Here is a 22,317-nt window from a genome sequence, read left to right as displayed (position 1 = left end):
CGGCGTGTACAGCGCCTGGGGCCGGGCAGGGCCATCCTGGGTCCATGGAGTCGAGGCTCGAGGCCGGTCGGGACGGGCTGACAGCCCGGCGGATGGGGAGGAGAGGGTCGGCGTGGTTGGTCACGTGGAGAACGGCGCGGTAGAGGCGGTGGGTTCGGCGTACGGCGCGTTCAGTGATGTTGTGCGGGGAGTTGGCGACGAGCGGTCGTGGACGCCGAGCGGATGCACAGGCTGGGCGGTGCGGGATCTCGTCTTCCATTGCCTGGCCGACGCGCAACGCGGGCTGGTGGCGCTGCACAGCCCGGCGGAGGGGCCGGTCGACCGGGACGCGGTCAGGTACTGGCGGGACTGGTAGCCGGATGCGGTGGGGGCGGCCCACGGGCGGCGCTGGTCCCGGGTGGGTGCGAGCATGTTCCTCGACTTCGGGCAGTTGCGGGAGCTGTACCTGGAGACGGCGGCGGCCCTGGTCCTCGCTGCGGGGCGGGCGGACACCGGCCTGCGGATCGGCACGCAGGGGCGTGTGCTCACCGTCGGGGACCTGCTGACGACTCTCGCCGTCGAGGCCACCATTCACCACCTGGACCTGATCGTCGGACTGCCGGACGCCCGGCGACCCTCTCAGGGGCGGGCCTGGCATGCGTCCGAGCGACGCTGGACGGCCTGCTGGGCCGGGCAGTCCCGATGGACTGGGACGGCGAGCATTACGCTCGGGCCGCCACCGGGCGAGTGCCGCTGACCGACCCCGAGCGGCACCGGCTCGGCGCGGACGCGGAGCGGTTCCCGCTGTTCAGTTGAGTGCCGCCCGGTCGATCAGGTGCCGAACTGGATGAGGGCGGCTTACTTCAGGATGTCGTAGTCGATGGGGCAAGGGCCCGATGCCGGGAGCCGGCAGGCACATTTCGACCTTGACGATGCGTGATGCGCGCTGCTGGACAGCCCCGTGGCTGCCTCCGACCGGGGGAGAGCGGCTTCAGCACGCTCTAACGCCCGTGATGGGGGGCGGACCCTGTTGTCCGGAGCGCGGGCCCCCCTCACCGGCCCGCACGAGAGTGCCCACCGCCTCTCCCGAGGTCGAGGGATTTTCCGCACGTTCCGCGGCCGGACCAGATTTCCTACGCCGACGTATCCGACCGACATGCCCTGCCGCCAAAGGCAGTGCGTAGCCCTACTGTCGTCGGTATGACCGATCCAGTGAAACCGGCCCACCTTCACACGAGGGAGCCGGGCGCGGCACGCCTGATCGCTCTGTCCGACGGCATCTACGCCATCGCGATGACCCTTCTCGTCATCAACGTCGCGATCCCCGCCCACCTGGACGACGCCGCATTCCACAAGGCCCTGGCCGAGGCCCTTCCCAAAGTCGGCGCCTTCGCCCTCAGCTTCGCTCTCCTTGCCGGACTCTGGCGTGACCACCGTCGGATCCTGACCGCGCTGCCCACCGAGACGGTCGCGGTAACGCGTCTGGTTCTGCTGGGTCTTGGCCTCGTCGCCCTGCTGCCGTTCCCCACGGCGCTCCTGGCCCAGTACGCCTCCCAGCCCGAAACCGTTGCCCTCTACGCGGGTGCCATGGCCGCGATCCATGCGGTACACGCGATCTTGCTGCTGCTCACACAGCGCCAAGTGCATCCCTCACCGGCATCGACCGCCGCCGTGGCCCGCCATCGCTTCACTGCCCGACTCGGCGCCAGCGTCCTGGTCCTCGGGCTCTCCATCCCTCTGGCTTTCATCAATACGGCAGCAGCCATGTGGTTCTGGCTCACACTCATTCCCGCCCATTACGTCGTCGCCCACCACACCCGAAGACTCGGCTCGCAGGGAAAGGCATGAGACGCAGTCCGGAATCGTCGCTCCCGCCGACGATGGGCTCGTGCGGTGCCCCGCGGACGGTTCGCCACCGGTAGCCGTGGTGGACCCCGACGACAGTTCCGAGGCCGCTGCCGACGCGATGACCCACGCGCGGCCCTGGAGACGTGTGGCGCGCGCCGGCATCTCCGCGGCGCATCGGTTCAGCGACCCGCGCAGTGAAGACCGGACAGCGGCCTTCTGGATCAGAAACAGAATCCGAGGGGTTCGCGCGCACAGGACGAATTCCGGGCGCCGCGAACACCCCGGTTTCAGTCCGTTGCGCACCTCGGCGAATCGGCTGACGAGCGGAAGGTGTCTGCAAGCATCTCTTCGGGGGTCTGGCCCAAGTTTTGGCCGGTAAGGCTGGCTACGACATCAATCGTGACGACTAGGTTGGGTACGTTCAGCTTCGGGTGGTACCGGCCCCAGCCCCCGGTGGGCTATTGCTTCGGAGTCCTTCACATCGATGTGTCCTGGCGGTTGTTGAGGCCGTCGGGAGGCCGAGGAGTTCCCGTGGTGAGGAAGAAGAAGGCAAGGGTGAAGGCAGGGTCCGCATGTGTGGGGGCCTTTGCACTGGCTACGGCGTTTTTGGCGTCGCCGTCCGCAGCCGCCGATGGTTCCCAAGGCTCGGTCTCAGCTGTGCCGGCCGTGGTCAGCCCCAGCGGCGCCGGTTCGGGCGTCGTCCACCACGGCGCCACCGATACGGCAGTGCGCGCCTATTGGACGCCAGCGCGCATGGCTGCAGCGATCGCGGCCGACACGTCCACCACGACTATTTCGGCCGGTGTCGCCCCGGCCCGGGCTGCTGCCGCGACCCCGGCCCAGATGCTGGCCGGGCACGACGCACGCAGTGTCGGCAGGCTCTTCATTCACAAGCCGCAACAGGACTTCAGCTGCACCGCGGTGACGGTGGAGGGGGGTCGCAACAAGAACCTGGCCGCCACAGCCGCCCACTGTTTGAGCGACTCGAACGGAGCGGTGGTCAGCGCGCTCTACGTCCCCGCCTATGTCGATGGGAACCGGCCCTTCGACAGCTTCCCGCTCCGCAGTTGGGTGGCTGCTCGGGGATACGACCCCCAGAACCCCAGCAATCACGATGCCGCGTTCATGACGCTGGGACCGAACTGCTGTGGCCAGAACGCCGGTGACGTCTCCATCATGAACCTGGTCGACTTCAACGACGGCCCCTACCAGCGAGTTACCGTCGTCGGCTACGGAAACAGCCAGGGCGACATGTCGAAGCAGTACGCGTGCTCGGATGCCGGCGGCTATCCCGACCCGGACAACGCCACCCGCATCGCTGTGAACTGTCGCCTCGGCGGCGGAGCATCCGGAGGCCCCTTCTTCGTCCAGTCGCAGCCCGGCCACTGGGACAAGGTCATCGGCGTCATCCGGGGTCACACCGGCACCGCCAGCCGAGAAGTCGGCCCCCTCTACGGATCCCATGAAGAAGCCGCCTGGCACCAGGCAATCTCAGACTCCTGAGCGTTGTCCCGTAACGATCTAGTAGTGCTTCGTTAGGTCTGGTCGTTGGGGCTGATCAGGAGCATGTTGGGTGTGTGGATGCGCATGAAGTGAGCCGTCTGCGGGTGGAGTTGGAGCTCTTCGTCGCGGATGTGTTCGCCTCGGTGCCGCGCAAGGACCAGCGGGGCTGGGGCGAGTGTTGTCTGCGGGGGCTGATGCTGGACGGGCGGCGGAAGTCGATCCAGCCGATGGCGGATCGGCTGCCGGACGGGAACATGCAGGCACTGCAGCAGTTCGTCAGCCAGTCGCCGTGGGACTGGGCGCCGGTGCGGCGGCGGATCGCTGAGCGAGTGTGTGCAGTGATCCGGCCCGAAGTGTGGGTGATCGACGATGTGTCGTTTCCCAAGTGCGGCAGGGCGTTGGTGGGAGTGGCCCGGCAGTACTGCGGTGCGGTGGGCAAGCGGGCCAACTGCCAGGTCGCGGTCAGCGTGCGTGCCGCCACCGACACGGCCTCGTGTCCGCTGCAGTGGGCGCTGTTCCTGCCCGAGGAATGGGACCAGGACCCGGGCCGGAGGCGGGCGGCGGGGGTGCCGGACGAGGTAAGGCATGTCCCCAAGCCCCGGCTGGCCCTGGACCTGCTCGATCAGCTGTCGGGTCCGGCGGAGCGGGTGCCGGTGATCGTGGCGGATGCCGGTTACGGCCGCAGCGTCGGCTTCCGGCAGGCCCTGGAGGAACGCGGCTTGTCCTATGTGGTGGCCGTCGAGGCCAAGGAGGCCGTCCAGCCGGAGGCGGCGGAGCCGTATCGGCCGCCCTATGGTGGGCTGGGGCCACCGACGCGGTCCTGCTACCGCGAACCACACCAGACTCTGGCCGATTCCGTCGAGGCCTCTGCCCGCTTTGAGGACGTGACTTGGCGCCAGGGCAGCAAGGGCCGTATGACCTCCCGTTTCGCTGTGCTCCCGGTGCGGCCGGCGGGCAAACTCGCCCGCGCAACCGCCCAGGAACAGGCTGGCGGACGTGCCTGCTGGAACGGCGTGCTGCCGCTGCACACCTTGCTGGTCGAACAGCCGGACGGCGCCGGCGAGCCGACCGGTTTCTGGATGAGCAACCTGCCCGCCATCACCCCGATCGCCGACCTGGTGCGGTTCGCGAAGATGCGCTGGCGCATCGAGCACGATTACCGCGAACTCAAACACGGCCTGGGCCTGGACCACTTCGAGGGCCGCACCTGGCGCGGCTGGCACCACCACGTCACCCTCGTCACCGCCGCCCAGGCCTTCCTCACCCTCCGGCGGCTCCACCCAAAAGCACCGACTCCAGCCTGAGCCTCTACCAAGTCCTCGACGCTCTGAAGGACATGCTGCGGTGCTGGACCGGCACCTGCACCACCTGCGGCCGACCACTCACCAGAGCCAGAACCTAACGAAGCACTACTAGCCACCTGCGGGCCAGAGGAAGGGCGTTGAGCGAGTCCTGACCGCCGACACCTGGGCCTACCGCAAGGGCCCGCCCTGGTAAGCCGCCTTGGCCGGACTCGGCGTGACGGCAAACCGACCCGCGCCTACCGGCCCCAGACCAACGGCAAAGTCAAACGCTTCCATCGCCGTCCTGCTGGAGGAATCGCCACCGGAGCCACACCGCGCTCGCAGGCCCCCAGAGTGGGGGCGGTGGGAGTCGTGCGCGCCGTCAGGGTTGGGCAGCGTTCGGCAGGGGAGCCTGTGTCCTGCGGCCCGTTGACTGACGCGGAACCCCTGTGGTGCAGCGGCCGTTGTCCGAGAGCCGGAAGGACTTCAGGGATGGAGTTGATGCACGGTGGAACGACGCATACCGGTGGCGACGCACTGGGGCAGTTTCGTAGCTGTGGTCGATTCGGGTCAGCTGGTGCGCATCGAGCCCCGGGGTGATGATCCCGCGCCGTCACCGATCGGCCCGGGCATGGTGACGGCGGCTGAGGACAGTGCGCGTGTGCTGCGTCCCGCGGTGCGCAAGGGGTGGCTCGACGGCTTGCCTCGCGCCGAGGAAACGGCCAGAGGCGCGGACGCCTTCGTAGAGGTCGGTTGGGACGACGCGCTCACGCTGGTGAGCGCGGAGTTGCGCCGGGTTCGCGCACAGTACGGGGACGGCGCGGTATTCGGCGGCTCGTACGGCTGGGCCAGTGCGGGCGGGTTCCACAACGCGCAGGGGCAGCTCCAGCGGTTCCTGGCGTTGGGCGGGGGTTACACCGATTCGCGCAACACGTACAGCACCGCCGCTCTCGAGGTCATCCTTCCGCATGTGATCGGCGGGGCTCCGTGGAGCTACCAGTCCCGGATGCCGATGTGGGACGAGATCGCCGAGAGCTGCGAGCTCGTCGTGGCCTTCGGGGGACTGGCTCTGAAGAACAGCCAGGTCAATCCTGGCGGGCTGGCCCGGCACCAGACGCGGGACCTGCAGCGGAAGTGCCGCGAGGCCGGGGTGCGGTTCGTGAACGTCAGCCCGATCCGCAGCGACACCGCCGACTTCCTTGACGCCGAGTGGCTGCCGGTCATACCCAACACCGACACCGCCTTGATGCTCGGCCTCGCGCACACCATGCTGGTCAACGACTGGTACGACGAGGACTTCCTCACCCGTTGCTGCGAGGGGTTCGACCGTTTCGCCGCCTACCTGACCGGCGACGTGGACGGCGTCGTCAAGGACGCCGACTGGGCCGCGAGGATCACGGGCATCAGCCGCGACGCGATCTCCGATCTCGCCCGCCGCCTGTCCGCACAGCGTTCCCTCATCATGGTCAACTACGCCATACAGCGGGCGGACCACGGTGAGCAGCCGATCTGGATGTCGGTCGTGCTGGCGGCCATGGCGGGTTCGCTGGGCCGGCCCGGCTGTGGTTGGGGCGCGGGCTACGCGACGATGGACGCGACCGGTGTTGCCCCGGGCCGTCCGTCTGTGGCGTCGATGCCTCGGGTGGCGAACCCTGTTGCGGACTTCATTCCGGTCGCCCGGATCGCCGACACCCTGCTCGAACCGGGCGCGACCATCGACTACGACGGTCAGCGCCTGACCCTGCCGGACCTGCGCCTGATCTACTGGTGCGGAGGAAACCCCTTCCACCACCACCAGGACCTCCACCGCCTCACCCGAGCCTGGCAGCGTCCGGACACGGTGGTGGTCCATGAGGCCTGGTGGAACACCACGGCGAAGTTCGCCGACATCGTGCTTCCCGTCGCGACCAGCCTGGAACGTGACGACTTCGCCGCGGGGTTCTCCGACCCTCACCTCGTCGCGATGCCGAAGGTACGCGAGCCGGCCGGCGAGGCACGCACCGACCACCAGATCTTCGCCGCTCTGGCCGCCCGGCTCGGCTACGAGCGCGAGTTCACCCAGGAGCGTTCCGAGATCGAATGGGTCCGGCACCTCTATGTCCAGACACGGGCGAACCTCGGCGACGACGCGGCCCTGCCGGACTTCGACGACTTCTGGCAACGTGCCTCCGGTGTCGAGCTGCCGACACTCCGCGGGCCGTTTCCCGGCAGCTTCGAAGCACTGCGCTCCGATCCGCGGGGCTTCCCCCTGACGACGCCGTCGGGCCGGATCGAGATCTTCTCCGAGAAGATCGACTCGTTCGGCTACGACGACTGCACCGGACATCCGACGTGGTTCGAACCCGTGGAGTGGCTTCGCGCCGACCTGGCGGACCGCTTCCCGCTGCACCTGATCTCGAATCAGCCTGCCTCGCGCCTGCACAGCCAGTACGACAACGGTGGCCACAGCCTCAAGTCGAAGATCCACGGCCGCGAGCCCGTCACGATCAACCCGCACGACGCGGCATCACGCGGTATCGAGAACGGCATGATCGTGCGCGTCTTCAACGACCGAGGCAGCTGCCTGGCAGGCGCAATCCTGTCGGACGCCGTGGTGCCCGGCGTCATCCAGCTGTCCACCGGAGCGTGGTGGGACCCGGTCCAGGCGGGCCGGAGCGGAACCATGGACCGCCACGGCAACCCGAACACCCTCACCGGGGACCGCGGGTGCTCACGTCTGTCCCAGGGGCCCAGTGCGCACAGTGCTCTCGTCGACGTAGAGGTCTACGACGGGCCGGTCGACAAGGTACTCGCCTTCACACCACCACACCTCGAACACTGAAACGAAGCCAACTCGACGACGGGCGAGTTTGCCGTGTTCACCCTCGTCGGGCGCTCGATCGGCAGGTCCGACCGGCGCCCAACCTCCACTCGGACGTTTGCACCGCCGTAACCGCGTGAATACGGTGCGCAGTCATGACTGCACTCCAAGATCTCAAGTACGGCCAGTGGTTCAGGGGCGCCGATGTCGACGGCGACGGGTTCATCACCCAGCACGACGTCCGCAAGATGAGCGAGCGTTACATCAGCGCCCGCGAGACCACCGCTGATGCCGAGACCGTCCGCCGGCTCACCGAGGGGATGGACCAGTTCTGGTCGAATGTCATCGCCCCGATGGATCAGGACGGTGACGGGAGGGTCGATGCGCGGGAGATGACCGAAGGCTTCAAGAGGGTCCTGGTCGACCGCGCGCTCTATCCGCAGCAGATCGCGCCGGTCACCAACTGCTTCTTCGACCTCGTAGACCTCAACGCAGACGGCAAGATCGACCAGGCCGAGTTCCAGCAGATGTTCGACTCGGTCGCCGCCGTCCCCGGCGAGGACTGCGCCGCCGTTTTCGCCGCTCTGGACCTCGATGGTTCCGGCGGACTGGACCGTGACGAGTTCCATCAGGCACTCGAAGAGTTCTTCTACGGCGACGACCCCGAGGCTCCCGCCAACCACATCTTCGGCAAGGTCACGGCCTGACAGTCCCGGATACGCCCCCGACCCGCGCTCATGCCAGGGCCTGCCTCTTGGCCGGCGGCCGCGTGGGTCGCGCGGCACGCGCAGCGCGTCGGGCGTGGTGGGGTGGCAGCGTGCGCACTGCGGGGGCGGGCTGCGACAGTGCGCCGCGGCTGTCGGTTTTCCACGCTTAGCTGGTTGACTGAATGGACCAGGTGTTCGACGTCGGTTCGCCACCGGGAGCCGGCCAGGGCCCTGGGCCGCTGTCCCACTGTCGATCCGTCACTCTGCACAAGGAGCGCATCATGCCCGTCGCCCGCTACAGCCTCGTCGCCCTGGACTGCCCCGACCCAGTCGCGCTCGCCGGCTTCTACGCCGCGTTGCTCGGCGGCGAGATCAAGCAGTACGACGAGGACTGGTACGACCTGTACGTGCCCGGCGGTCACCGCATCGCCTTCCAGCGCGTCCCGGAGCACCGCCCGCCCCAGTGGCCGCGCGCCGACGACAACTCCCAGCAGCTGCACCTGGACTTCGACGTCACGGACATGGCCGCGGCCGAGAGCGAAGCGCTGTCGCTCGGAGCCATGCCACTGGATCTGGACGACCAGGACGGGCGACGCGGATTCCGGGTGTACGCGGACCCGGCGGGGCACCCGTTCTGCCTGTGCCGCGCCTGACGCCAGGGAGCGGCTCCGCCGGTGCGGTTCCGGGGCGTTGACGGCCTGTTCACGATCTAGGAGGCCTTCGGCTCTTGCGCCGGACGCTGCCCGTGTAGTCCGCTGATGCGCATGGGGAAAAGGAGCATTGCCGCAATCACCATGGCCCTCGTCACGGGGGCCCTTCTGACGGGCGTACCCAACGCGGGGGCGCAGGCCCCCGGGCAGGGGGCCGGCCATCCGCCGGCGCCGACCGACTTACCTCTCCCATCCGGGATCGACCTGGACACCGTGACGATCCCGGAGCTGCAGGCGCGCATGGCGAAGGGGTCGCTGACGTCGTCCGCGCTGACACGGGCGTACCTGCGGCGGATCGAGAAGATCGATCCCAAGATTCACTCGGTGCTGCGGACCAGTCCGACGGCGCTGCGCCAGGCGGCCGCGAGCGACGCACGGCACCGGCACGGCAAGCCACTTGGGCCCTTGGACGGCATTCCCGTCCTGCTCAAGGACAACGTGGACACCCGGGACATGCCGACGACGGCCGGGTCGCTCGCGCTCGCCGGTAGCCCGCCGGACACCGACGCGGCGCTGGTGACCCGGCTGCGCAATGCGGGCGCGGTGATCCTCGGCAAGACCAACCTGTCCGAGTGGGCCAACTTCCGCGCGGCGAAGCCGACATCGGGGTGGTCGGCGGTCGGCGGACAGACCAACAACCCCTTCGTCCTGGACCGGAATCCTTGCGGTTCCTCCGCCGGCTCGGGCGCCGCGCTCGCCGCGTCGTTGTCGCAGGTGGCGATCGGTACCGAGACGGACGGCTCCATCGTGTGCCCGGCCGGGATGAACGGCGTCGTCGGCCACAAGCCCAGCCTCGGCCTGGTCAGCCAGTCGGGCGTGGTGCCGATCTCCGCGGAGCAGGACACCGCGGGCCCCATGGCGCGCAACGTGATCGACACCGCGCTCACACTGGAGGTCCTGAGCGAGGGCAAGGGCAAGGGCGCGGTGTGGGAAAGGGAACGCGGCGCGAGCCTCCGCGGCAAGCGGATCGGTCTGTGGCGGCTGCCGTCGCTCGGGTCCGACGTGGACGCGTTGATGACCCGTACGGCGAAGAAGCTGCGCTCGGCCGGAGCCGAGGTCGTCGAGGTGACGCCCCCGTACCAGGCGCGACTCGCCGAACTGGAGTTCCCGGCGCTGCTCAGCGAGTTCCACCGGGACATCGACGCCTACCTCGGCACGCGCAAGGGACCCCGGAACCTCGCCGCGCTGATCGAGTTCAACCGGGCCCACCCCGCGGAGCAGACCTGTTTCGCGGGCCAGGAGCTCTTCGAGCAGGCGCTCGCCGCGCCGTCCACCTCGGATCCCAAGTACCTGGCGATGCGCGCCGAGTTGAAGGATCTTTCCCGGCGCTCCATCGACGAGACCATGGCCAAGCATCACCTGGACGCGATGGCCGCGCCCACGAACCCGCCCGCGTGGACCACCGACTGCGCGCGCGGCGACAACGACGTCATCCCGTCGTCCACCCCCGCGGCCGTGGCCGGGTACCCGTCCCTGTCCGTGCCCGCCGGATCCGTGAACGAACTGCCGGTCGGCCTGCTCCTGATGGCCGGTGACCACCAGGACGCCAAGCTGCTGTCGCTGGGGGCCGGGGTGGAGAAGCGGCTCAATGCCTGGCGCGCTCCGCGCTACCTGCCGACGGTGGGGGCCGCCGCGACGCGGTGAACGTGATCTAAGAGCCAGTACGGACAACTTCAGAACTCCAGAACTTCAGAACGCGGACAAGCCGGTATTCCCGTCGCGCATGCGAGTGTGCGCATTGCGGGAAACCGGCTGTTTCGTGTTCGGCGAAGTGGCGTGTCCCTGTCGTCTCATCCGTAGAGCCATCGAAGCTCTGAAAAGCGTCACCGATAAACTCCTGCCGCGTCAACGCTGAGGTGGCGGAGGGTGAGAGATCGTGCCCTGGCGGACCGAATTCCGTGCCCGAAAGGGCAGCACCTCGACGCGGCTCCGGTTCCGGCGGTAGGGGGTACCGCCGGAACCGGGCCTCACTACGCCTGCGTCAGCAGAGCGAACAGGTCGTGCAGGTACGGAAGCAGGACTCGTCGCCCGAGATGGCGCCAGCGGCGCCCTCGGGAGCGATGTCCTGGATGGCGGTCTCGGTGAGGTCGATGTCGAAGAGGTCCTGCGTCATGTTTTCGGACATGGGAATTCCTTCCTGTGGAACCTGTCGAATCGCCGTCCTTGGGCGGCAGAAACGGAATCTAGGTACGGATAGCGGACGAAGTCAAGACTTACGAGGAGGTGCACATGGGGTTACTGTGGTCGGCATTCCCGGGGGAAACATTCGGGGACCATCGAGTCAGTTTCATGGTGCATCAAGTGAGGGGTCGTGGCAGAGATGCGGCACGACGAAAGCCCGCTCCCGGTGTTTCGCTGCGCGGACGGAGTGCTGCTGAGGGCGCCGCTCCTGGCCCGGGCGAGGGGACGCGCCACCTGGTGGGACGGTGGGGCTTCCGGGCCGGACGAGACCGGCGCAGAGGCCGGCGAGCTCCGTGCCCACCTCGTGGAGCTCCTCGCCGACGCGCGCTTCCAGGAGGCGCTGGCGGTCTCCAGCTCGTCGCTCGCCCGCACCGTCGACGCCGTCCTAGCCGGCGATCCCGTATCCGCGTCCGACCTGCGCAAGGCCCATCGGGCAGTGACCCGCTATCTGCTGCGGGCCGCGTCCCGGCCCACCCCCTTCGGCCTGCTCGCGGGTGTTCTGTGGGGCTCGTTCGGCGAGGCCACCAAGGGGGAGCTCACCGGTGCGGGGCACCGGGCGGCACGGCTCGACGCCGGCTGGCTGGCCCGGCTGATCGCCGTGTGGGAGCGCGACCCGGCCGTACATATGCGGCTCAGCGTGGTGGTGAACGGGCTGTGCTTCGTCCGTGGCGGCCGCCTCGTCCTGCCGTTCGCCCCGGCCGGACCGGGGTCCGACACCGCCGGCTCCGCTGCCCCTTCGGGAGGGGAGGGGGAAAGCCGCCCCACGTCCCGGACGCTCCGTCACACCCCGGTCGTGCAGGCCGTGGTCGAGGCGGCCGCAAGGCCCGTCCGCTGCGACGACCTGGTGCGCGAGGTCGAGTCGCTCTTCCCCTCGGCTCCCGAAGGTGCCGTGGCCGACCTCGTGGGCCGGCTGATCGGAGCCGAGGTGCTGCTGACGGAGCTGCGCCCGCCGCTCGACGCTCCCGACCCACTGGCCCACGTACAGGCGCTGCTTCCTGCCGCCTCGCCCGCCGCCCGGTGGACGGCGGAACTGCGCGAGGCCCTCGACGCGTACCGCCGCACACCGCTCGGAGAGGGAACAGCCTCCTGGCGCGAGGCACTTGACCGTGCGTCCACAGGTCCCGCCTCCCTCGCCGACCCCACCTCACCTGCCGGACCCGCCACCCCGGCGCATGCCGTCCAAGTGGACCTCCGCCTGGAAGGCACAGTCGTCCTCTCGCGCTCGGTCGCCGAGGAACTTGAGCGGGCCGCCGCCGCACTGTGGCGCCTCTCGCCCCCGGGGCCGGGCCGCCTGACCGCCTACCACCAGGACTTCGTGGAACGGTACGGCCTCGGGCGCTACGTGCCCGTCAAGGAACTCCTCGACCCCGACATCGGTCTCGGCGCCCCGGCCGGATACCGGCTGCCCCCGAGTCACCGCCCCGACCCGGGCCCCGCACCTCTCGGGGCCGAACGCCAGAGGCTGCTGCTCGGGCTCGCGGCCGAGGCGCAGGCGCGCGGTGCGCGCGAAGTCGCCCTGGACGAGGGGTGGCTGCGCAGGTTCGAGACGGCCGACCGGGACGAGTCGGCCGACACCGCGCGGCCGGCCGCCCTCGAACTCGTCGTGCAGATCGCCGCCGAATCGGCCGCCGCGGTGGACCGGGGCGACTTCACCCTCGTCCTGGGCGGCGCGGCCACCGCGTCCGGTGGTCTCATGGGCCGCTTCGCCCACCTCTTCCCGCCCGCGCAGACCGAGGAGGTCCGGCACACCGTGCGGGCCGCGCGACAGACCACCGGGCGCCTGCCCGTCCAGGTGCACCACCAGGCCTCACACCACCGGCATGCCAACGTCGCCCAAGTGCCGACCTGGCTGGACGGACGCCTGGTCGTCGGCGCCCACCCCGGCCCCGCCGCGCACGGCGTCACCGACCTCACGCTCGACTCGATCGCCGTCTGCGCCGATTCCGAGGGCTTCCGGATCGTCTCCGAGGAGCTGGGGCGCGAGCTGACCCCGTCGGCCCTCCACGTCCTCAACCGCGAACTGACCGCGCCCAACGCGGTCCGCTTCCTCATCGAGGCCGCGGCGTTCGGCCGCAAGCAGTGGCGGCTGTGGGAGTGGGGTGCCGCGGAGGACCTGCCGTTCCTGCCCGCCGTGCGCACCGGACGCACCGTCCTCAGCCCGGCACGCTGGCGCCTGGACGCGACCGGCCTGCCCCTCGACGAGTGGCGCGCCCTCTGGCACGTGCCCGACCACGTCCAGCTCACCGTCGGCGACCACCGCATCCCCCTCAACCTCACCGTCCCCGCGCACCGGGAGCTCCTGCACCGCGAATGCGCACGCAAGGGCGCGGCCGTGGTCCACGAACTGCCCCTGGGCGAGGACACCGACGGCGGCTGGCTGCACGGACCCGACGGCGCCCACGAGGCGGAGGCCGTGGTGACCCTGACGCCTTGCGGACCGCGGAAGGCCGAGGCGCCCGCCCGCACCTCGCGACCGGTGGTGCGGCGCGGCCCCGCCGAGATCGCACCCGGCGGCCCCTGGCTGTACGCGACGCTCTACACCTCCGCCGAACGGCAGGACGAACTCCTGACCGGGCCGCTGCGCCGCTTCCTGACCGAAGTGGGTTCCTCGCCCGCGGGGCCGGTGGGTGTCGACCGCTGGTTCTTCATCCGGTACGCGGATCCGGCCCCGCACCTGCGACTGCGGCTGCACGGTGACCCGGCGCTGCTTAACGGCGTCATCCTGCCCCAACTCCACGACCTGGCCGGGCAACTGGCGGCCGACGGACTCGCCCGGGGCCTGCGCCTCGACAGCTATGCCCCGGAGACCGAGCGCTACGGCGGCCCGACACTCCTGGACGCGGCCGAAGACGTGTTCCACGCGGACAGCCGCCTGGTGATCGAGCGGCTCGCGGCTCCCACGGACGACCGGATCCTGTCCACCGCGTACGACGTGACCGAGCTGGTACGGGCCTTCCACCGGGGTTACGGCGGCGACTGGCGACGCTGGATCGTGGATACGTACCCCAAGCGCGAGCAGCACCACAAGGCATTCGCGGCACGCAGGCGCGCGGCGCTCGCCAGGATCACGCCGGAGGGGCTGCCGGATCCGGTGGCGCTGCCCCACCACCACGCCCCGGCACGCTTCGGAGAGCTGGTGCGCGCGGAGGAGGAGCGGGGTGCGCTGAGCGTCTCCCCGGACGCGGTGCTCGCCTCCCTCGTCCACATGCACTGCAACCGTCGCCTGGGCACGGACCGTACGGCCGAGGCACAGACCTTGGCGGTGGCCCGGGGCGCGGTCCGGGCACACCTCGACCGGGAAAGGGCCGGAGCATGACCGAGAACCCCGTCACGCGCCTCGCGGAGCGCCTGGCCGACCCGGCCGCCCTGGCCGCACGCGTGGCCGCCGCCGAAACCCCCGAATCGGCCGAGACCCATTCGCTGTGGCACCCCCAGTCCCTCGCGGACGGCCACGCCGGAGTGGGGCTCCTCTTCGCGGCGCTCGCCCATGGTGAGCCCGAGTACGCCAGGGTCGCGCACGCCCACCTGTCGGCGGCGGTCGCCGGCGTGCGCAGGCCCGCGCGAGAGGGGCTCTACGCAGGGCTGCCCGCGGTCGCCTTCGCCGCCAGGACCGCCGTCACCCGCCCCGGCGAGTACGCGGCACTTCTCGGCAAGCTGGACAGCCAAGTCGCCGTGCTGGCAAGCCGCTTGGTGGATGAGGACGCGCCCCGGACGGCGGCCGGCACCGGTGGGGCGAGGATGGCCGGATACGACGTGGTCGCCGGGCTGTCCGGCATCGGCCGCCTGCTGCTGGCCGCCGGGCCCGAGCACCGGGCGACCACCGAGTTGGTCCTCGCCCGCCTCGTCGCGCTGACCCGCACGGTCATCGAACCGGGCGGCAGGACGGTGCCCGGCTGGTGGACCGGTGACCCGATCCTGCTCAGCGAGCCGGACGGGGTCCCCGGCGGACACTTCAACGCCGGACTCGCCCACGGCATCCCCGGCCCGCTCGCGCTGCTGTCCCTCGCTCACCGGGCGGGTGTGCGCGTACCGGGCCAGGAGCAGGCCATCCGGACCATCGCCGAGTGGCTCCTTGCACGCCGCAGCCCCGACGGTGTCGGCTGGCCCAACATCGTGCCGCTGGAAGCGGAGTTGGCGGCGGCCTCCGGTGCCCGCACCGAACTGACCGAGGCCCGCACCGGTTGGTGCTACGGCACGCCCGGCGTCGCCCGCGCCTTGCAGTTGGCCGCACTGGCACTGAAGGAACCCGTCTGGAACCACGAGGCGGTGGCGGCGGTCGCCGCGGTCTGCGACCGGCCGGGCGGAACGGCCCGGGCCTTCGGCGACCCCACCCTCTGTCACGGCCTGGCAGGGCTCACCACGATCGTGACCTTGATGGCCCGTGAGCCCGGGGGAGCGGAGCTGACGGCACGCATTCCGGAGCTGACCGACGCCCTGTCGCGCGCGGCCGATTCCGAACACCCCTACCTCTGGCCCGCCGCCGAGCCCGGGGGTGACACCGTCGTGCACCGCCCCGGCTTCCTCGACGGGGCGGCGGGCGCCGCGCTCGCCCTGCACTTCGCGACGAACCCGGACGCGCCGCTGGGTGAACTGCCGTGGCAGGCGGCGCTGTTGTTGTGCTGAGCGGCGCGCCTCCGCGAGGTCGGCGTCGGTCACCACCTCTTGCCGTGTCGATCCGCGTCAGCTCCTGTCCGCAGGGATCGGGGCAGTGCCCAGCCGGCAGCAGGTATCCGCTGGGATCACGCTCCGGATCCCACTGGTCCTCGGGAATCGGCAGCGGACCGTCCCAGGCCGGCCAGTCGAAGTCGGCTGCGCGGCCGGTGCCGTCGCTCACCAGGTAGAACGCCCGGAGGTCGGCGGGGATGACCAGGTCCAGGCCCTCCTCGACGGCCCGGATCCCGGCCTCGGTCGCGGGCGGGGGAAGACGCCGGTGGGTGCGCGGGGCGTGCTCCCCGAGCCACGACTCGATCCGGTCCCAGGCGAGGAGGGCCTGGTCTACGGGTGTCTGCTCGTCAGGCATGCGGGCACAGTGGCCGCGGGGTGCCGGGGTGCCGGGGTGCCGGGGTGCCGGGGTGCCGGGGGGCGGGTGGGAGAGGCGCCTGTGCATCGTGGGAGAGGCCGCGCTGTCTCTCGTCGTCGACCGGCGGAGCCGGATCACTGCGCGGCGACCGTGTCGGCCGGCGCCATCTGAGAACGGGGTCGGTCGGGGGAGTGGCGTGCCAGCTCCGTTCACGCGTTGGCTCGATCGCGTGGGGTCAGATGTCGGGTGTGAGAGCGGTAAATGCCGTGGGGTTCGTGTCGTGGGTGCAGTCATCAGGCTGCGGCGACCGACTCGGCGGGAATTTCGCGGGGAGTGCGAAGAGCCGTGTGCCGTCCGTCCCGTCGTGCTGTGAGGCGTGCATTCACAGGGCCCCCATGGCTGCGGGCATACCACTGTCGTCGCGACCTGAGTGTGAAAGCGTTGAATTCCGCGGCGGACGCCCGTGACGCCGATGAGGTTGCTACACGTCCTGTCGCGTCCGCGCGGCGAACCGTCCCCTGGCCCGGCACCGCCGACCCGGCACCAACGCCGGAGGAGCGTCGACGCAGGTGAGGAAGGTTCCGCGGCAGTCGACGGCCCAGGCCGAAGAGCAGCTCCGGGGGCTGGGGGAGCGCCGTCGGCGGAAAACAGAATTCAACGCTTTCATGCGGCAGACGCAGTTTTCGTGTGTCTCATCGTGTCGGACGGAGAGTCGATACACAGCACCCGACGCCGCGCAGATGATCAAGGTGGCCGCCGGTGGAAATCTCGAAGTTTACTTGCTGGCTGACTTCGCGGCTGACTCCATGAAGGAATCGGTGATCCTTGCGTCTTCTTTATTCTTCTCTTGGATTTGCTCTTCAGTGTGCAGTTGATTGATCAACGGGAGAGGGAGTAGAACAACGTGCCTTCATTCGACACGAAGCAGGTAGCCATTCCTTATTCCGCATTAGAGTTAGGAGTTTTGCCGCAGCAGAACCTAGGCAGCTACACCACCACCTGGGCCCTGCCCGAAGTGCAAGCGATCGCCGCCCTGTTCGGCGACCTGAACGTGGTGAACCGTGCCGAGTATCCCCAGGTTGCCGAGATGGAGCGTGAGTGCCTCGATCTGATTGGCCGCATGTGGCACGCACCGCCGGGACCGGTGACGGGGTGCTCGGCCTCGGGGTCGACTGAGGCCGCGATGCTGGCCGGAATCGCACTGCTCCGCGGTTGGCAGCAGCGGGACTCCAAGGCGCCCTGGGGCTCCGCCCGGCGCCCCAACCTCGTGGTCGGCGCGGGCGCCCACGCCTGCTGGTACCGGTTCTGTGCCTACTGGCAGATCGAATGCCGCCCGGTTCAGGCCGCTCCTGGAGGTGAACTGCCCGATCCGGCCCAGGTCGCCGAACGCTGCGATCAGGGCACCATCGGAGTGGTCGCCACCCTCGGCGGCCCCGAGCACGGCCGATTCGACGACGTGCCGGGCCTGGCGCGCGCATTGGACGCGTTGCAGGCACGTCGCGGCCTGGACATCGCCCTGCATGTCGACGCGGCGTCGGGAGGTTTCGTCGCGCCCTTCACTCACGAGGACGTGGCCTGGGACTTCCGGCAGCCGCGCGTGTGCTCCATCAATGCCTCCGGCCACAAATACGGGATGACCAGCCTCGGCGTCGGCTGGCTCCTGTGGCGCAGCGCCTCGCCCTGGCTGGACGAACTGCACCACAGCGTCGCCTACATCGGCGACGGGCAACCCGGGTTGGGGCTGAGCTTCTCGCGCTCCGCCGCCCCTGTGCTGCAACAGCACTACTTGCTGCGGCACGTCGGGCCGGCGGGGTACCGCGCCGCGCTGGGCGCGACGTGGTCGCTGGCCCGCTCGGTGGCTGAACTGATCGCGGGGACAGCGGAGTTGCAGCTCATGCATACGCCGGCCGATCTGCCCGTCGTGAGTTTCGCCGCGCAGGACGAGGAATCCAGCGCGGTGGAGGAGTTCTGCGGGCGGATGCGCAAGGTCGGCTGGTACGTGCCGGCCTATCAACTGGCGGGCCCGCGCGAGCGGATCAGGGCCGGACGGATCGTCATCCGTCCCGGATTCCCCGAAGGTTTTTCCGAGGACCTGCTCGCAGACATCGCAGAGTCACTGGGTCGGACCGCCGAAACCTCGTCGGCACGGCACCACCTTGTCCCCTGACATTCCGGAACGGAGAAACGCATGCGTAAAGTCCTCGAACTCGGCTCGTATGTACTGCCCGCCTATGCCGGCATGATCATGGCGGAGCAGGGGTGCGAAGTGACCAAGTGGACCCATCCCGAAGGCCGCCCGGACCCGATCCAGTTGCTGGAGCGGGGGGACGAGCTCTGGAGCTGGATCAACACCGGAAAGCACCAGGAGGCCCGCCATGTCCGCGAGGTGCGGGATCTCCAGCCCGGTGACATCGACATCGTCATCGACAACATCCGCCTCAGCGCCTGGCAGCGCTGGGGAGTCGAACCGGCTACCGAGGCCAAACGTCTGGGCGTGCCGTGGGTGTCCATGCGGGACGAGTTCGATGGCCGGTCCTTCGACGCGGTGGCCCAGGCGCGAGCGCTGATGGAGCACATGCCGTACGTCCCGGTGTACCTGGGGGACACCAGCGGTGGTCTGTGGCTGGCGTTCAAGGCGCTGGCCCTGATGACAGCAGACGGCCAGGGCCATCACATCCTGCGTCAGGCAAGCTGCTTGGCCAAGCTCGTCGAGGGCGAGCTGGTTGTCCCCGCAGCGCGTAAGTCCGCACCGCCCTGGGACGCGCCGGGCACGTACGGCGCGTACGGCGAGGGAGTGCGCGTCGTCTACCGCGGCGAACCCGTCGACGAGCCGGCCCGGGACCACGCATGGAAGTGGCGTCACCTGTGCCACGACGGAACGGGCCGCATCACCGTCTGACCCGGCGACCACGGAAGAACAGGAAGGGCAGAACCATGGCACCCCTCGACACCCTCCACCTCAACTTCATCAACGGCGCCCACACGGAACCCGCTTCGGGAAGTTTCACTCCGCTCGTCGACCCCTGCACGGGCCGCGTCATGGGCCACGCCGCCCGGTCGAACCGTGCTGACGTCCAGCAGGCGTGCACGGCCGCCGGCGACGCTTTCGAGGGATGGCGGCGTACCTCCCCGGGCGAGCGGCAACGCGCGTTACTGCGGCTCGCCTCGGCCATCGAGGACCAGACCGAGCGGTTCACCGCCGCCGAGTGCGCCAACACGGGCAAGCCTCTGCAGCTCACGGCTCGTGAGGAGGTCGCCGCGGCCGTCGACGTGCTGCGCTATTTCGCCGGGAGCGCGCGCAGCCCCATCGGGCCTGGCGCCGGCGAGTACCTCGCCGACCACACCTCGTACGTCCGACGGGAACCGCTTGGCGTCTGCGCCCAGATGGTCCCCTTCAACTACCCGCTGCTGATGGCGGTGTGGAAGATGGCCCCGGCGGTCGCCACGGGCAACACGGTGGTTCTCAAGCCGTCCCACAACACCCCGGTCACTGCCCTCATGCTGGCGGAGAGCGCGAGCACCGTCCTGCCGCCGGGCGTCGTCAATGTCGTGTGCGGGGAGCGCGACGCGGTGCAGTCCCTCCTCACCCATCCCGTCGTACGCCAGGTGAGCGCCACGGCATCCACACCCTCGGGGATCGCCATCGCCCAGGAGGCCGTCACCGACGTCAAGCGGATGCACCTCGGGCTGGGCGGCAAGTCGCCCGCCCTGGTATTCGCCGACGCGGACGTCGAAGCCGCCGCCGCGGCCATCGCCCACGCCGGATTCCTCAACGCCGGGCAGGACTGCACCGCCGCATCCCGGGTCCTGGTCGCCGACCCGATCCACGACAGCTTCGTCGCCGCACTTCGCAAGCGCACAGAAAACCTGCGCACCGGCCCTCCTGCGGACTACGACGCCCACTACGGCCCCCTGAACAGCGAGCGCCAACTGGCGCACATCCTGGACCGCCTGAGCCACCGCCCCGTTCACACTGTCTTGGTGTGCGGCGGCGAAAGGGTGGGCGAGCAGGGCTGGTTCCTCGCGCCGACGCTCATCGACGAGGTACGCGCCGGAGATTCTCTGTGCACCGAGGAACTCTTCGGCCCCGTCATCACCGTCGAGCGCTTCTCGGACACCACCGAAGCCGTCCGGCGGGTCAATTCCAGTCCGTACGGCCTAGCCTGCAGCGTCCACACGCAGGACCACGCCACCGCGCTGCGTGCCGCCGCCGACCTGGACTACGGATGCGTGTGGATCAACACCCACATCACCCTCGCCTCGGAGATGCCGCACGGCGGCTTCAAACACTCCGGCGACGGCAAGGACCTGTCGCTGCTCGCGCTCGACGAGTGCACCCGCATGAAGCACGTTATGCACCACCTCGCCTAATGCCCATCCCCCCGCTCAGGGAGCCTCCATGCGCCGACCAGCCGTCACCTCCGCCGTACCTTCGAGTGCTCACCACATCGTCCAACGCGCGGTGCGGGACCTGTTCATCCACCGCAACCCGGACGCCGCACGTCGCCTCGCGTCACACGATTTCCGCGGCCACAGCGAACTGTGCCGCGCGACCGGCCCCGAGGCTCTGGCCGAACTGGTCGCCGGCCTCCCGCCGGGATTCCGCTACGTCCCGAGGCAGATGGTCGTCCAGGAGGATCTGGTCATGGTCGAGGCCACCTGTCACGGTCTGACCGACCGGGTGGAGACGTCGTACGACGTTTTCCGTGTCGCTGAGGGCCGGCTCGTCGAACACCGGGACGCTTACGGACCTGTGGGCCTGCTCAGCCGGCCGTGCCGGGCGGACACTCATGCCTCCTCCGTGCACGGCGCGGATCCCGCACCGCCCGTCCTCCAGTTCATCAGCGACGTCCTCATCGGCGGAGATCACGCACAAGCCGAGCACCTGAGCACACCCCGTGTCCGCTACTACCAGTACGACCCGGTGAACGGCCGCGAGATCGAGGCGCTCCCCGGCCGCGCCCCTTCAACACATCCGGCAGTCACGTATCGACGGCTGCTGCGATACGTGGCGCAACGGGACACGGTGTTCGCGCTGAGCCGCGGGGAGGTCGACGGCATCGACAGCCTGTTCTTCGACCTCTTTGCGATCAGCGGCGGGCGGATCCGCGAGCACCGAGGCCTGGTCACCTCCGAGGAATCCGCGTCGTGACCCACCAGGCCGTGGACGAGAGCACTTACTGATCATTTCCGAATGAGGTCCTGAGGCGTCTCAAGCAGATCGTGCCGCAGGCGAGTTGGCGGAGGGCGAGGTGGAGGTCTGCGCGTACCTCGTACGGTCACAGAGACGGCGAGCGGAGTTCCGTGCCGGTCGACGATGATGTGGTGCTCGCTTCCCGGGCGGGCCCGGGCGACCGGCGAAGGTCAGGTGTGAGCTCCCCTTTGAGCGCCCTGACGTGCGAGCCGTCGATCGCCGCATCGTCCGTGTCCAGCAGCGGCCGCCTGTGCGGAGTTCCGCCGGCAGGACCTCGTCGAGGCGGGGCCAGGCGCCGGCTTCGGTCCAGTCCCGAAGACGCCGCCAGGCCGCTGCAGCCTGGCCGTTCCGCAGGTACGTCCCGCGCGCACCGCAGCAGGCGGTCACGCGCCGGCAGTCACCGCTTTGAGGCCTTCGAGCGCCTCCCGCAGGAAGTCCGCCAGCGAGCGCTCACCGTCCCCGGCGACCCAGCGCTCGAAGCCGACCTTGAAGACGGCGATACCCGCCTCGGCGGTGAGGCTCGCCGCGGGGTCATCGAGACCCCGGCGGCGGAGTGTGCCGGCGAGCGCGGCGGCGAGCGAGGCGAGCTTGACCAGCTCGCGCTCGTGCAGTTCGGCATTGGCCATGATGACGGCCTGCCGTTTGCGGGCGAATGCGTGGCGCTCCACGAAGAACTGGGCGACCGCGTCGAGCGTGGCGGCCATCGCGTCGATCGGCGTCGCTGTTTCCGGGGTCTTGGCGAGGTTCTCCACGAAGGCCTGTTCCAGCGCCTGCGCACCACCGAACAGCACCTCGCGCTTGTCGGCGAAGTGCCGGAAGAACGTCCGCTCGGTGAGCCCGGCGCGTCCGGCGATCTGTGCCGCGGTGGTCTGCTCGAAGCCGTGTTCGCTGTAGAGATCCAGCGCTGCCTGCTCGAGCCGTCCCCGCGCGTTCGGCTCCCATCGACCCATGCCGAAGATCCTACGTGATGGCAGTGACTGTCATGGAGTGCTACGGTAGCGATGTCAGCGACTGACATGGCAGTGATCGGCATGGCTCGCCCGTCGTGCACCCGCGTTCCGGTGGCCCTGAACGGCCCGGAACCTCGTGCCG

At 69.7% G+C, this 22,317-nt stretch carries 17 protein-coding genes and 2 pseudogenes; 16 read left to right on the top strand and 3 right to left on the bottom strand.

Annotated features, from left to right (window positions below):
* Positions 1–112: 112 nt before the first annotated feature.
* The 10 genes and pseudogenes from ACZ592_RS35120 (at position 113) to ACZ592_RS35075 (ending at position 10,474) form a co-directional block, all read left to right on the top strand.
* Positions 113–355, top strand: a complete 243-nt coding sequence (locus ACZ592_RS35120; RefSeq protein ID WP_471585766.1) for a maleylpyruvate isomerase N-terminal domain-containing protein — start codon at positions 113–115, stop codon at positions 353–355.
* A 54-nt stretch (positions 356–409) separates the two neighbouring features.
* Entirely contained in the window at positions 410–736 is a 327-nt protein-coding gene (locus ACZ592_RS35115) for a hypothetical protein (protein WP_471585765.1), read from the top strand.
* 443 nt (positions 737–1,179) lie between these two features.
* Complete coding sequence (locus ACZ592_RS35110) at positions 1,180–1,827, top strand: TMEM175 family protein (protein WP_471585764.1); 648 nt, start codon at positions 1,180–1,182, stop codon at positions 1,825–1,827.
* A 534-nt stretch (positions 1,828–2,361) separates the two neighbouring features.
* Positions 2,362–3,330, top strand: a complete 969-nt coding sequence (locus ACZ592_RS35105) for a trypsin-like serine peptidase (RefSeq protein ID WP_471585763.1) — start codon at positions 2,362–2,364, stop codon at positions 3,328–3,330.
* 74 nt (positions 3,331–3,404) lie between these two features.
* A complete protein-coding gene (locus tag ACZ592_RS35100) occupies positions 3,405–4,634 on the top strand; it encodes an IS701 family transposase (RefSeq protein WP_471585762.1) in 1,230 nt (409 codons plus the stop codon).
* Between the two features lie 228 nt (positions 4,635–4,862).
* Positions 4,863–4,967: pseudogene (locus tag ACZ592_RS35095) on the top strand (IS481 family transposase); the annotation flags it as partial.
* A gap of 154 nt (positions 4,968–5,121) precedes the next feature.
* Positions 5,122–7,434: a molybdopterin-dependent oxidoreductase gene (locus ACZ592_RS35090; RefSeq protein WP_471585761.1), complete on the top strand. Its 2,313-nt coding sequence runs from the start codon at positions 5,122–5,124 to the stop codon at positions 7,432–7,434.
* A 134-nt stretch (positions 7,435–7,568) separates the two neighbouring features.
* On the top strand, positions 7,569–8,120 hold the full coding sequence (locus tag ACZ592_RS35085; RefSeq protein WP_471585760.1) for an EF-hand domain-containing protein: 552 nt from the start codon (positions 7,569–7,571) through the stop codon (positions 8,118–8,120).
* A 281-nt stretch (positions 8,121–8,401) separates the two neighbouring features.
* Positions 8,402–8,773 (top strand): VOC family protein, encoded by a 372-nt coding sequence (locus ACZ592_RS35080; RefSeq protein ID WP_471585759.1) that lies wholly within the window; start codon positions 8,402–8,404, stop codon positions 8,771–8,773.
* Between the two features lie 111 nt (positions 8,774–8,884).
* Positions 8,885–10,474 carry an amidase family protein gene (locus ACZ592_RS35075; RefSeq protein ID WP_471585823.1) on the top strand — a complete coding sequence of 530 codons (1,590 nt, stop codon included), beginning with the start codon at positions 8,885–8,887 and terminating at the stop codon, positions 10,472–10,474.
* 337 nt (positions 10,475–10,811) lie between these two features.
* Here ACZ592_RS35075 and ACZ592_RS35070 read toward each other — a convergent pair whose 3' ends face one another.
* A complete protein-coding gene (locus tag ACZ592_RS35070) occupies positions 10,812–10,955 on the bottom strand; it encodes a hypothetical protein (RefSeq protein ID WP_471585758.1) in 144 nt (47 codons plus the stop codon).
* 195 nt (positions 10,956–11,150) lie between these two features.
* Between ACZ592_RS35070 and ACZ592_RS35065 the strand changes: the two genes are divergently transcribed.
* The 6 genes from ACZ592_RS35065 to ACZ592_RS35040 all read left to right on the top strand — a co-directional run bounded on the left by ACZ592_RS35065 (position 11,151) and on the right by ACZ592_RS35040 (position 21,183).
* Entirely contained in the window at positions 11,151–14,327 is a 3,177-nt protein-coding gene (locus ACZ592_RS35065; RefSeq protein ID WP_471585822.1) for a lantibiotic dehydratase, read from the top strand.
* Positions 14,324–15,634: a lanthionine synthetase C family protein gene (locus ACZ592_RS35060; RefSeq protein ID WP_471585757.1), complete on the top strand. Its 1,311-nt coding sequence runs from the start codon at positions 14,324–14,326 to the stop codon at positions 15,632–15,634. The genes ACZ592_RS35065 and ACZ592_RS35060 overlap by 4 nt, the downstream gene beginning before the upstream one ends.
* 1,301 nt (positions 15,635–16,935) lie before the next feature.
* The gene (locus tag ACZ592_RS35055; protein WP_471585756.1) at positions 16,936–18,198 is read left to right on the top strand and encodes a pyridoxal-dependent decarboxylase; all 1,263 of its coding nucleotides are present in this window, start codon (positions 16,936–16,938) and stop codon (positions 18,196–18,198) included.
* A gap of 21 nt (positions 18,199–18,219) precedes the next feature.
* Positions 18,220–18,930 (top strand): CoA transferase, encoded by a 711-nt coding sequence (locus ACZ592_RS35050; protein WP_471585755.1) that lies wholly within the window; start codon positions 18,220–18,222, stop codon positions 18,928–18,930.
* A 35-nt stretch (positions 18,931–18,965) separates the two neighbouring features.
* Positions 18,966–20,402: an aldehyde dehydrogenase family protein gene (locus tag ACZ592_RS35045; RefSeq protein WP_471585754.1), complete on the top strand. Its 1,437-nt coding sequence runs from the start codon at positions 18,966–18,968 to the stop codon at positions 20,400–20,402.
* 28 nt (positions 20,403–20,430) lie between these two features.
* Positions 20,431–21,183, top strand: coding sequence for a nuclear transport factor 2 family protein (locus ACZ592_RS35040; protein WP_471585753.1), 753 nt, complete (start codon positions 20,431–20,433; stop codon positions 21,181–21,183).
* A gap of 125 nt (positions 21,184–21,308) precedes the next feature.
* On the opposite strand, the pseudogene ACZ592_RS35035 reads toward ACZ592_RS35040, so the two are convergent.
* Both ACZ592_RS35035 and ACZ592_RS35030 read right to left on the bottom strand, forming a co-directional pair.
* Positions 21,309–21,555: pseudogene (locus ACZ592_RS35035) on the bottom strand (IS5/IS1182 family transposase); the annotation flags it as partial.
* A 53-nt stretch (positions 21,556–21,608) separates the two neighbouring features.
* On the bottom strand, positions 21,609–22,175 hold the full coding sequence (locus ACZ592_RS35030; RefSeq protein WP_471585752.1) for a TetR/AcrR family transcriptional regulator: 567 nt from the start codon (positions 22,173–22,175) through the stop codon (positions 21,609–21,611).
* Between the last annotated feature and the right edge of the window lie 142 nt (positions 22,176–22,317).

Source organism: Streptomyces sp. NPDC040622 (genome assembly GCF_055593965.1).
This window is presented reverse-complemented; position numbering and strand designations above follow the sequence as displayed.

Bases quoted from the DNA above. Each gene is read 5' to 3' on its own strand.
- ACZ592_RS35115 (WP_471585765.1), top strand. From the start codon at position 410: ATGTTCCTCGACTTCGGGCAGTTGCGGGAGCTGTACCTGGAGACGGCG.
- ACZ592_RS35110 (WP_471585764.1), top strand. From the start codon at position 1,180: ATGACCGATCCAGTGAAACCGGCCCACCTTCACACGAGGGAGCCGGGC.
- ACZ592_RS35085 (WP_471585760.1), top strand. From the start codon at position 7,569: ATGACTGCACTCCAAGATCTCAAGTACGGCCAGTGGTTCAGGGGCGCC.
- ACZ592_RS35080 (WP_471585759.1), top strand. From the start codon at position 8,402: ATGCCCGTCGCCCGCTACAGCCTCGTCGCCCTGGACTGCCCCGACCCA.
- ACZ592_RS35075 (WP_471585823.1), top strand. From the start codon at position 8,885: ATGGGGAAAAGGAGCATTGCCGCAATCACCATGGCCCTCGTCACGGGG.
- ACZ592_RS35070 (WP_471585758.1), bottom strand. From the start codon at position 10,955: ATGTCCGAAAACATGACGCAGGACCTCTTCGACATCGACCTCACCGAG.
- ACZ592_RS35065 (WP_471585822.1), top strand. From the start codon at position 11,151: ATGCGGCACGACGAAAGCCCGCTCCCGGTGTTTCGCTGCGCGGACGGA.
- ACZ592_RS35060 (WP_471585757.1), top strand. From the start codon at position 14,324: ATGACCGAGAACCCCGTCACGCGCCTCGCGGAGCGCCTGGCCGACCCG.
- ACZ592_RS35050 (WP_471585755.1), top strand. From the start codon at position 18,220: ATGCGTAAAGTCCTCGAACTCGGCTCGTATGTACTGCCCGCCTATGCC.
- ACZ592_RS35045 (WP_471585754.1), top strand. From the start codon at position 18,966: ATGGCACCCCTCGACACCCTCCACCTCAACTTCATCAACGGCGCCCAC.
- ACZ592_RS35040 (WP_471585753.1), top strand. From the start codon at position 20,431: ATGCGCCGACCAGCCGTCACCTCCGCCGTACCTTCGAGTGCTCACCAC.
- ACZ592_RS35030 (WP_471585752.1), bottom strand. From the start codon at position 22,175: ATGGGTCGATGGGAGCCGAACGCGCGGGGACGGCTCGAGCAGGCAGCG.